Genomic DNA, 12,467 nt, shown 5'->3' with positions numbered 1-12,467 from the left:
GGAGGGCGCCGGGTGCGGGGGAGTTGGAGGCGGAGTTGTCGGGGTTGGGTGTGCGGGTGTCTGTTGTTGCGTGTGATGTGGCTAATCGGGGGGAGCTTGAGGGGGTGTTGGCGGGGATTCCGGAGGAGTTTCCGTTGACGGGTGTGGTTCATGCTGCGGGGGTGCTTGATGATGGGGTGCTTGATGGGTTGACGCCGCGGAGGTTTGGCGCGGTGTTTCGGGCGAAGGTCGCTCCGGCGTTGTTGTTGGATGAGCTGACCCGTGACAGGGATCTGTCGGCGTTTGTGTTGTTTTCGTCGGTGGCGGGTGCTGTGGGGAATCCGGGGCAGGCGAATTATGCGGCGGCGAATGCGGTGTTGGATGCCTTGGCTGTGCGGCGGCGTGCTCGGGGGTTGGTGGCGACGTCGGTTGCGTGGGGTGCTTGGGCGGGTGGTGGTATGGCTGCTGGTGTGCAGGGTGGGTCGCGGTTGGCGGATGTTTCGGGGTTGGAGCCTGGGCTTGCTGTGGAGTTGTTGGGTGAGTTGGTGGCCGAGCCGGAGGCGACCACGATCGTGGCCGATCTGCGGCGGAAGGATGTTCTGGAGGCGTTGTTCAGCCTCCGTCCCAGCCCAACCCTCAGTACACTCCCTGCCGCCGCCGAGGCGCAGCAGTCGGCCCAACTGGTACGGCGGGGCAGCGAATCCGCGGCCTCGACACTCCGTGCGCAGCTGCACGCGGCACCGGAAGACGAACGCGGGGCACTGCTCATCGACCTGATCCAGACACACGCGGCCGGCGTGCTGGGGCATACACAACCCGACACCATCAGCCCCGACCGGGCCTTCCAGGACCTCGGGTTCGACTCGCTGACCTCCATGGAGCTGCGGAGTCGGCTGGCGCTCATCACCGGCCTGACACTGCCCGCCGGTCTGCTCTTCGACTACCCGCGTCCCCGCGTCCTCGCCGAGCATCTGGAAGCCGAACTGCTGGGGCTGCACACCGAGACGGCCGGTCCGGTGCTCACCGCCGCGCCCGCCGACACCGCCGATGATCCAGTGGTGATCGTCGGCATGGCCTGCCGCTTCCCCGGCGGCGTCAGTTCCCCTGAGCAGCTCTGGGACCTGGTCGCCTCCGGCGGCGATGCGATTGCGGCATTTCCCTCCGACCGTGGCTGGGAGTTGGAGGGCCAGGGTGGGTTCCTCTACGACGCCGCCGACTTCGACCCGGAGTTCTTCGGGATCTCGCCGCGCGAGGCGCTGGCGATGGACCCGCAGCAGCGGCTGCTGCTGGAAGTGTCCTGGGAGGCGATCGAACGGGCCGGGATCGACCTGGTCGGGCTGCGGGGCAGCCAGACGGGGGTCTTCGTCGGCAGCAACTCCGTAGACTATGTGCACCTGATCGCCCGAGCCCGGAACATGGAGGGCCGTGGCGTCATGCTCGCCGCGAGCGTGATGTCCGGCAGGCTGTCGTATGTGTTCGGCCTGGAGGGCCCGGCGGTCACGGTTGACACGGCGTGCTCGTCCTCGCTGGTGTCGCTGCACCTGGCCGCGCAGGCGCTGCGCAGCGGAGAGTGCTCCCTCGCGCTGGCGGGTGGTGTCACGGTGATGACGACATCCTCCAGCTTCGTGGGATTCCAGCATCACGGTGGGCTGGCCCCGGACGGCCGGTGCAAGGCGTTCGCCGACACGGCGGACGGCACCGGCTGGTCCGAGGGCGTCGGCGTGCTGGTGGTCGAGCGGATGTCCGACGCCCTGCGCAACGGTCACCCGATCCTCGCCGTGGTGCGGGGCAGCGCGGTCAACCAGGACGGCGCGTCCAACGGTCTGACCGCGCCGAACGGCCCCTCGCAGCAGCGCGTCATCCGCCAGGCACTGGCCGGTGCCGGCCTGCGGCCGACCGATGTGGACGCCGTGGAGGCACACGGCACCGGGACCACACTGGGCGACCCCATCGAGGCGCACGCTCTCCTGGCCGCCTACGGACAGGACCGGGAACGCCCGCTGCTGCTGGGTTCGGTGAAGTCCAACATCGGGCACACTCAGGCCGCCGCGGGCGCGGCCGGGCTGATCAAGACGGTGATGGCGATCCAGCACGGGGTGCTGCCGCGTACGCTGCACGTGGACGCCCCCTCCTCGCATGTGGACTGGTCCGCGGGCGCGATCGAGCTGCTCCGCGAGAACACCGCTTGGCCGCGGACGGACCGGCCGCGCCGGGCCGGTGTGTCCTCGTTCGGGATCAGCGGCACCAATGGCCATGTGATCCTGGAACAGGCCCCGCCGCCCGAGCCGGAGCCGGCCGCTGAACCGGCAGTGGTCCCGGTCGATGTGGTGCCGTGGCCGCTGTCGGCCACCACCGGCGAGGCGCTGGAAGCCCAGGTGAACCGGCTGCGGTCGTTTGTGGACGCCCCCTCGGACCGTGCTCCGCTGGACATCGGATTCTCACTCGCCACCGGCCGGTCGGCGTTCGAACACCGGGCCGTGCTGCTGGCCTCCGGGGACAGTGTCGTTGAGGTTGCCCGGGGCACCGTCGCCCCCGGCCCGTTGGCTGTGCTGTTCACCGGCCAGGGTGCGCAGCGGCTGGGGATGGGCCGCGAGCTGTACGACCGGTTTCCGGTGTTCGCGGAGGCCCTGGACGCGGCCACCGCGGAGCTGGGCGGTGCGCTGCGCGAGACGCTGTGGGGTGATGACCCCGACGTTCTGAACCGCACCGGCACGGCGCAGCCGGCGCTGTTCGCGCTCGAGGTGGCCCTGTTCCGGCTGGTGGAGTCGCTGGGCGTCACCCCGAAGTTCGTGGCCGGGCACTCGGTCGGGGAGATCGCGGCAGCGCATGTGGCGGGTGTGTTGTCGTTGGCTGACGCGTGTGTGCTGGTGGGGGCGCGGGCCCGGCTGATGGAGGCGTTGCCCTCGGGTGGGGCGATGGTGGCGGTCCAGGCCGGTGAGAATGAGATTGCTCCGCTGGTGGCGGAGGCGTCGGGCCGGGTGTCGGTGGCGGCGGTGAATGGGCCGTCGTCGGTGGTGATCTCCGGCGAGGAAGCAGCGGTACTCGAGGTCACGGCCCGTTTCGAGGCTGAGGGGCGCAGGACGAAGCGTCTTGCTGTCAGCCATGCCTTCCACTCCCCCTTGATGGATCCGATGCTGGATGAGTTCCGGTCGGTGGTGGAGGGGCTGGAGTTCGGTGCACCGTCGATTCCGGTGGTGTCGAATCTGACCGGTGCTGTGGCTGTGGCGGAGGAGATCTGCTCGCCGGAGTACTGGGTGCGGCACGTCCGGGAGACCGTGCGTTTCGCAGAGGGCATCCAGACACTCAGCACCGAGGGCGTACGGGCCTTCCTGGAGCTGGGGCCGGGCGGGGTGCTCTCTGCACTGGTCGCGGAGCAAGTACCGGACGAGGCCGTGGTGGTTCCGGTGCTACGTAAGGACCGGCCGGAAGAGACAGCGGCTGTCACCGCGCTCGCGCAGTTGCATGTGAGTGGTGTGCCCCTGGACTGGCGGGCGTTCTTCGCCGGGACCGGGGCACGCCGGACTGATCTGCCGACGTATGCCTTCCAGCGTCGGAGGTTTTGGCCGGTGGGTTCGGTTGATGTGGGGGATGTGGGGGCTGCTGGGTTGGTGTCTGCGGAGCATCCGTTGTTGGGTGCGGCGGTGTCGTTGGCGGATTCCGATGGTGTGGTGTTCGCTGGCCGCTTGTCGTTGGCGTCGCATCCGTGGCTGTCCGATCACGTGGTGATGGGGCATGTTCTGCTGCCGGGTACCGCATTCGTTGAGTTGGCCATCCGGGCCGGTGACGAGGTGGGGTGCGAGCGGATCGAGGAGTTGATCCTGTCGGCACCGCTGGTGCTGCCCGAGGAGGGCGCGGTGCAGGTCCAGATGTTCGTCGGCGCTGCGGATGATTCCGGGCGCCGCTCGGTGACGATCTATGCCCGGGGCGAGAGCTCCGAGGAACTGCCGTGGACACAGCATGCGACAGGTCTGTTGGCTGCGAGTAACCCGCCCCAGGGAAGCCAGCCGGACATCCCGTTCGACGCGACCATATGGCCTCCTGCGGGTGCTGTGTCCGTTGATCTCAGCGACTGCTACGAGCGTCTTGGGCAACTGGGCTTTGATTACGGTCCCGGGTTCCAGGGGCTGCGGGCTGTGTGGAAGCACGGCTCTGATGTATTTGCTGAGGTCGAGCTGCCGGAGGAGGTGCCGGCCGGCGGGTTCGGTGTTCACCCGGCTCTGCTGGATGCCGTACTGCATGCCGTGGGATCGGCGGAACTGCATGCCGTGGGATCGGAGGGCGGAAGCCGGAGCGAGCAGGGCTTGGGGCTGCCGTTCTCCTGGGAAGGCGTGACGCTCCACGCTTTTGAGGCCACGGCGGTGCGGGCGCGGCTGACGCCCGCTGGCCAAGGCGCGATGTCGCTTGTGCTCGCTGACAGCGCAGGGGATCTCGTCGCATCGATCGAGTCTTTCGTCACCCGCCCGCTAGCTCCTGATCAGCTGGATGATTCAGCACGATCCGACCGCGATTCGCTGTTCCGGGTGGAGTGGGCTCCCGTGTTGGAGCCGGTCGAGGTCGCTCCGTCCATGGTGGCGGTGGTGGGCTCGGATGAGGGCCTGGTCAATGCGCTTCGGGAGATGGGTTCCGAGGTCCAGCTATGCGCGGATCTGGCTGCGTTGGCTGAGGCGGATGGTCTAGCGCCTGAGGTGGTGCTGATCGGGGTCGATGTTGTTGCGGAAGTGGCGGTTGGTGGTGTGGTGGGGGGTGTGCGTGCCGGGGTGTTTTCGGTTTTGGCGCTGGTGCAGGCGTGGTTGGCGGAGGAGCGTTTTGCTGATTCCCGGTTGGTGGTGGTGAGCCGGGGTGCGGTTGTTGGGCGGGATCTCGAGGGTCTGGCTGTGGCGTCGGTGTGGGGTCTGTTGCGGTCGGCGCAGGCGGAGCATCCGGACCGGATCGCGTTGCTGGACCTTGGCGGCGATGGCGTCTCGTCGGCGGTGCTGACGCGGGCGTTGGCGTTGGCCGAACCGGAGGTTGCTGTTCGCGAGGGGCATATTGTCATTCCTCGGTTGGCGCGGGTGGGGGTGACTGGTTCGGCGGCTCCGGTGTGGTCGGGGTCGGGGTCGGTGTTGATCACTGGTGGTACGGGTGGTCTGGGTGCGGTGGTGGCGCGGCATCTGGCGGCTGAGCATGGTGTGCGGGATCTGCTGTTGCTGTCCCGGCGTGGGCTTGAGGCGCCTGACGCGGCTGAACTTGTTGGGGAGCTCAGTGGGTTGGGTGCGCGGGTTGAGGTGGTGGCGTGTGATGTGGCGGATCGTGAGGCGTTGGCGGGGGTGTTGGACGGGCGTGTGGTGTCTGGGGTGGTGCATGCCGCGGGTGTGCTGGATGACGGAGTGATTGGTGGGCTGTCGGCGGAGCGGGTGGGCGCGGTGTTGCGGCCGAAGGTGGATGCGGCGTGGCATCTGCATGAGCTGGTGGGTGAGGTGTCGGCGTTCGTGGTGTTCTCGTCGGCTGCCGGTGTATTGGGGAGTGCGGGGCAAGGCGGCTATGCGGCGGCGAATGCGTTCTTGAACGCGTTGGTGGAGTACCGGCGTGGGCTTGGGCTGCCGGGTGTCTCGTTGGCGTGGGGCGCGTGGGATCTGCCCACTGGGATGACCGGTGAGCTCACGGACCTGGATCGGGAGCGCATGATTCGTTCTGGCTTCCCGCCGGTGTCCGTGGAACAGGGTGTGGCGTGGTTCGATGCCGCGGTGGGGTCGGAGGAAGCGGTGGTGGTGCCGATGCGGTTGGACTTCACCGTGATACGGGGCCGGGGTGAGGTGCTCCCGCTGCTGCGGGGCCTGATCCGTACGCGGCGTTCGGCAGGAGGCGCTGGTGCCGCCTCGGCCGGCCTGACTCAGCGGCTGAGTGAACTGGACGAGGCCGGGCGCCGGGCGTTGTTGCTGGAAGTGGTCCGTGGCCAGGTGGCAAAGGTGCTGGGACATGACAGCCCCGCGGTGGTTGATCCTGCGCGGGCTTTCCGCGACCTGGGATTCGACTCATTGATGGCGGTGGAGCTGCGTAATGCGCTGAGCGCGGTAACGGGTTTGCGGCTCCCGGCCACGTTGGTGTTCGACTACCCGACGGTGCAGGTGCTGGCGGATCACCTTCTGGAGGAGCTGTTCGCTGAAGCGGTCCGCGTGGTGGATCGCCCCGTTGGGGTGTTGCCGTCGGTTGCGGACGATCCGGTGGTGATTGTGGGGATGGGGTGTCGGTATCCGGGTGAGGTGTCTTCGCCGGAGGAGTTGTGGGAGCTGGTGGCTGGTGAGGTGGATGCGGTGTCGGAGTTTCCCACTGATCGGGGGTGGGATCTGGAGAGGTTGTATCACCCGGATCCTGGACATCTGGGTACTTCGTCGACGCGTGCGGGTGGGTTCTTGCGGGGGGCGGGGGAGTTTGATGCGGATTTCTTTGGGATGAGCCCGGGGGCGGCGTTGGCGACGGATGCGCAGCAGCGGTTGTTGTTGGAGGTGGCGTGGGAGGCGGTTGAGCGGGCTGGGGTGGATCCGGTGTCGTTGCGAGGGAGCCGGACGGGTGTGTTCGCGGGGGTGATGTACAACGACTACGCATCGTTGTTGAGTGCTGCCGAGTTTGAGGGCTTCCGGGGTAATGCGAGTGCTCTGAGTGTGGCATCAGGTCGGGTGTCGTATGTGTTGGGGCTGGAGGGGCCGGCCATGACGGTGGATACGGCGTGTTCGTCGTCGTTGGTGGCGTTGCATTTGGCGGTGCAGGCGTTGCGGGGTGGGGAGTGTTCGTTGGCGTTGGCGGGTGGTGTGACGGTGATGTCGACGCCGACGACGTTTGTGGAGTTCTCCCGGCAGAGGGGTCTGGCACCGGATGGCCGGTGCAAGGCGTTTGGTGAGGGTGCTGATGGCGTGGGGTGGGCCGAGGGCGTGGGTGTGCTGGTGTTGGAGCGGATGTCGGACGCTGTGCGTAATGGGCATCGGGTGTTGGCGGTGGTGCGGGGTAGTGCGGTTAATCAGGATGGTGCGTCGAATGGTTTGACGGCGCCGAATGGGCCGTCGCAGCAGCGGGTGATCCGGCAGGCACTGGCGAGCGCGGGCCTGTCGGCCGCCGATGTGGATGTCGTCGAGGCGCACGGCACCGGCACTCGGCTGGGGGACCCCATCGAGGCCCAGGCGCTGCTGGCCACGTATGGCCAGGGGCGGGATGCTGAGCGTCCACTGCTGTTGGGCTCGGTGAAGTCCAACCTCGGACACACGCAGGCGGCGGCGGGTGTGGCAGGTGTCATCAAGACGGTGATGGCGATGCATCATGGCGTGCTGCCGCGGACGTTGCATGCTGATGTGCCGTCTTCGCATGTGGACTGGACAGTGGGTGACGTCGCACTGCTGACGGAGAGCACCGCTTGGCCCGAGTCCGACCGTCCCCGCCGCGCAGGCGTCTCGTCCTTTGGTGTCAGTGGCACCAACGCGCACGTCATTCTTGAACAGCCACTGGGGGTTGAGCAGCCCGCCGACGTAGCGGCAGCTGCGCCGCGTCAGGTTCTCGGCAAGGTGCCCTGGATGGTGTCTGCCAGGACCGGAACCGCTCTGGAACAGCAAGTGCACCGTGTCCGATCCTTCGTGGACGAGCAGGCCCTCTCGCCGCTGGATGTCGGTTTCTCGCTGGCCACAAGCCGTTCGCTGTTCGAGCACCGGGCGGTGCTGCTGGCGGATGAGGACGGGGTCACCGAGGTATCGCGTGGTGTCCCGGTCGAAGGCGGCCTGGCGGTGGTGTTTTCCGGGCAGGGGGCGCAGCGGTTGGGGATGGGGCGGGAGCTGTATGGCCGCTTCCCGGTCTTCGCTGAGGCTCTCGACGCTGTGCTGACGCATCTGGATGGCTCCGTACGTGAGGTGATGTGGGGTGAGGATGCCGAGGCCGAGGAGCTGAACCGAACCGCATATGCGCAGCAGGCGCTGTTCGCGGTTGAGGTGGCGTTGTTCCGGCTGGTGGAGTCGTGGGGTGTACGGCCGGACTACGTGGCTGGGCATTCGATTGGTGAGGTTGCTGCCGCGCATGTGGCGGGGGTGTTGTCGCTGGCGGATGCATGTGCGCTGGTGGCCGCGCGGGCTCGGCTGATGGAGGCGCTGCCCGCGGGCGGTGCCATGGTGGCGGTCCAGGTCGGCGAGGACGAGGTGCTGTCTGTCCTGCCGGATGGTGTGGCGGTCGCTGCGGTGAACGGCCCGTCGTCGCTGGTGCTGTCCGGTGAGCTTGACGCGATGCTGGAGACCGCTGCGCGATTCGAGGATCGCACCCCGCGTCGGCTGCGGGTATCGCATGCGTTCCACTCACCTTTGATGGATCCGATGCTGGATGAGTTCCGGCGACTGGTGGAGGGGCTGGAGTTCGGTGCACCGTCGATTGCGGTGGTGTCGAATCTTTCGGGTGCTGTGGCTGGGTCGGAGGAGATCTGTTCGCCGGAGTACTGGGTGCGGCATGTCCGCGAGACCGTGCGCTTCGCCGATGGCATCCAGACGCTCACCGCCGAGGGTGTACGGGCGTTCCTGGAGCTGGGGCCGGACGGTGTGCTGTCGGCACTGATCGGGGAGCAGGTACCGGATGCGGCCGTGGCAGTCCCCATTCTGCGCAAGGACCGGTCGGAGGAGACAGCGGCGGTCAGCGCTCTCGCGCGGCTCCATGTGAGTGGTGTGGCCGTGGACTGGTCGGCGTTCTTCGCGGGCACGGGCGCCCGGCGCGTTGATCTGCCGACGTATGCCTTCCAGCACGAACACTACTGGCCGTCACGCTCTCCGCTCCTCGCCGACCTGTCCGGCGTTGGCCTGGAACCGGCCGGCCACCCCCTGGTCGGTGCCGTGGTGACCGTCGCCGGTTCCGAGGAGTTGGTGATGAGCGGCACCCTTTCCACGGCCGCGCTTCCCTGGCTGGCCGAACACCGCGTCGGCGGCAGGGTGTTCTTCCCCGGCACGGGTTTCCTGGAGTTGGCGATCCGGGCCGCGGACCAGGTCGGCTGTGACCGGGTGGACGAACTCACCATCGCCGCACCACTGGTGCTGCCCGAGCAGGGAGCCATCCAGATCCAGCTGCGGATCGCCGAATCCGATGAACACGGCCACCGGGGCGTGCGGTTCTATTCACGACCGGCCGGGACGACGACCGGAGACTGGAATCTGCATGCCACCGGCGTGCTCACCTCCGGCGCCCTGACCGCGGAGTTCGACACCACGGCGTGGCCTCCGCCCGGAGCAGTCCCCGTCGACTTGGACGGGGTCTACGAGGGCTACGCCCGCGCGGGCCTGGAGTACGGCCCCGCGTTCCGCGGTCTCCGCGCCGTCTGGCGCCGCGGCGACGAGGCGTTCGTCGAGACCGCGCTGCTGGACCAGGCGCCGGAAGCGGGCAGCTTCGGAGTGCATCCGGCGCTGCTGGACGCGGTGCTGCACGCCTCGGTGTTCGCCGGTGAGGAGAGCACCGAGCGGATGCTGCCGTTCTCCTGGAACGGCGTCTCGCTGCACGCCTCCGGAGCGGCCGTGCTGCGCGCCCGAGTGGTGCGCAGCGGCCCGGACACGGTCGCCGTGGCCGCCACCGACGTCGACGGCACTCCGGTGGTCTCGGTGGACTCGCTGACCCTGCGCGCGTCGTCGGGCGAGCTAGCCGCACCCGCCGCGGTCGACCCCAACGACTCACTCCACCGGGTCGAATGGGTGTCCCCCTCCACCGAGCCGATGCCCGTCACCGGGGCGCGATGGGCCGTCATCGGCGACGACCAGCACGACTTGGGCCAAGCCATGGCGCTCGTCGGAGAGACCATCGCCGCCTACGCCGAAACCCTGGCCGGGGCGATCGGCGAGAGCGGCGACAACGGCCCCGTCCCGAATGGATTCGTGGTCTCGGTCTCGGGAGGCCCCGCCCCCGACGCGGCACATGAAGCCACGCACCGTGCGCTGGCCCTGATCCAGGAGTGGCTGGCCGAGGAGAAGTTCGCCCGCTCCCGACTCATCTTCGTCACCCGTGGCGCGATGGCGGCGGACGGCGAGGAGGTGCGGGATCTGGCCGCCGCCGCCGTATGGGGCCTGGTGCGCTCCGCGCAATCGGAGAACCCCGGGCGTTTCCTGCTGGTCGACATCGACGACGCGCATATCTCGGCGGGCGTGCTGCCGAGCCTGCTGACCTCGGACGAGGAACAGTGGATGCTGCGGCAGCGGTCCGCCCGGGTTCCCCGACTGGCAAAGGTGCCCGAGCGGGAGCCCGCCGGACGCGCCTGGAACCCCGACGGCACGGTCCTCATCACCGGTGGCACCGGCGGCCTCGGCGGAGAACTGGCCCGACATCTGGTGGCCGGGCACGGCGTACGGCACCTGGTGCTGACGAGCCGCCGGGGCCCCGAGGCGCCCGGCGCGGCCGAGCTGTGTGACGAACTGACCGCGGCCGGAGCACAGGTGTCCGTCACCGCCTGCGACATCGCCGACGCTGCCGCGCTGGCGGACCTGCTCGCCGGTATACCCGCGGAGCACCCGCTGACCGCCGTGGTACACACCGCCGGAGTGCTCGACGACGGAGTGATCGGGGCGCAGACCCCGGAGCGGGTGGATGCCGTCCTGCGGCCGAAGGCCGACGCCGCCTGGCATCTGCACCAGGCGACCCGCGAACTCGATCTGGACGCGTTCGTGCTCTACTCCTCGGTGTCCGGAGTGACGGGTAGTCAGGGCCAGGCGAGTTACGCGGCGGCCAGCACCTATCTCGACGCCCTGGCAGAGTACCGGCGCGGCCAGGGGCTGCCCGCCACTTCCCTGGCGTGGGGCCTCTGGGCCCGGCGCACCGGGATGACCGGCGACCTCACCGAGATCGACATCCAGCGAATGAACCGGTCCGGCACACCACCGCTGACCCTGGAGCTGGGCCTGGCCCTGTTCGACGCGTCGCTCACCCGTGAAGAGGCTTTGCTGGTCCCGCTCCGCGTCGACCGGACGCGGGCCCTGGAACGGGTGCCGTCGATGCTGCGCAACCTCATCGCGGGTGCCCGGCCGACGGCCGCCGCGACGAACCGCTCCTTCGCCACGCTGCGGGACCGGCTCCGCGGCCTGGAGCCGGGCGAACAGCAGGAGATGCTGGTGGACCTGGTGGTGGAAATCTCGGCCGTGCTCATCGGCCAGCGTGACCCGGGCGCGGTCGACCCCCGGCGCGACTTCCTCACCCTGGGCTTCGACTCGCTGATCGCGATCGAACTGCGCAACCAGCTCGGTGAAGCGCTCGGTCTGCGGGTGCCGACCTCGGCCGTCTTCGACAACCGGACGCCCCTGCGGCTGGCGGAGTGGCTCCAGGAGCGGATCGCCGCCCAGGGCGGCCCGGTGGCGGTGGCCGGGCCCGGGGCGCTCACCGCCACGGCGGAGAACACGCAGGACTCACTGGCCGAGATGTTCTTCGACACGGTGCGGGCCGGTAAGCAGCTCGAGGCGATGCGGCTGCTGGTGGCGGTCGCCAACACCCGCCCGTTCTGCGAGGTGTCCGCCGAGGTCGCGGAGCTGCCCGAGCCGGTGACCCTGGCCGCGGGGCCCGGCAAGCCCCGGCTGATCTGCATCAGCGCCCCCGGTGCGAATGGCGGTGTACACCAATACGCGCGCGTCGCCTCCCGGTTCCGCGGCAACCGGCATGTCTCCGCACTGCCGCTGCTCGGCTTCGCCGAGGGCGAGAGCCTGCCCGCCACCAGTGAAGCCGCGGTCCGGCTCATCGCCGAGAGCGCGCTGCTGGCCAGCGACGGCGAGCCGTTTGTGCTGGTCGGCTACTCACTGGGCGGTACATTCGCCTACCGGGCCGCGGGTGTCATGGAGGAGACCTGGGGCATCCGCCCCGACGGCCTCATCATGCTGGACACCCTGAGCCTGGAGTACCAGGACGGAGAAGGCGTCGACTGGGACCTGTTCCACCGCAACTACCTCGCGAGCCTGGACACCCCGTCGGTGAAACTGAGCAGTGCACGGCTGTCGGCCATGGCGCACTGGTTCCTCCAGATGACCCGAGGCCGTGCCGAGCAGTACACAACCTCTGTGCCGAGTCTGCTCATCCGGTGCACCGAGTCGATGGCCGGGGTCGAGCGCGGGGACGCGCCGCCACCGGTCCCGGCCGATACCACCAGCATGATCGAGGCGACCCACCAGACGCTGATCGCGGACGCCTCCGCGGAGACCGCACGGCTGATGGACGAGTGGCTCACCACGCTGGAGTCCGAAGGGTCATAACGTCTCCGCGACGGTCCGAACGGCCGTCGCTTCCTGGACCGCCGTTGACGGGCCCGGGCGAGAGCCACGGGCCCGTGCGGCACACCTCGCCGCTGCCCCGCCTGCACCCGGGGCGGCGGTGCGGGGTGGCCCGGGGCTCCGGGTGCCGCCGTTCACGGCCCCGGAGCCCCGGCCCCTCAGCATGCCCGGCCGTCCCGATGAAGGCGGCCGTTCCGATGAAAGGCCGCGCCCGACGTGGCGCCCAGGACCGGCAGGAAGATCTAGGGGAATGTAAAGAGACCG

At 69.0% G+C, this 12,467-nt stretch carries 1 protein-coding gene; it reads left to right on the top strand.

The genetic code is table 11. The annotated features are described in order from the left end of the window. Positions 1-12,185: type I polyketide synthase (locus JK363_RS39855; RefSeq protein ID WP_201883230.1), on the top strand; the 12,185-nt coding region annotated here is incomplete at its 5' end. Between the last annotated feature and the right edge of the window lie 282 nt (positions 12,186-12,467).

Origin of the sequence: Streptomyces coffeae, assembly GCF_016741875.1 — a bacterium.
GTDB classification, from domain to species: domain Bacteria; phylum Actinomycetota; class Actinomycetes; order Streptomycetales; family Streptomycetaceae; genus Streptomyces; species Streptomyces coffeae.
The sequence above is the reverse complement of the archived record's forward strand: the minus strand, read 5'-3'. Positions and strand labels throughout refer to the sequence as shown.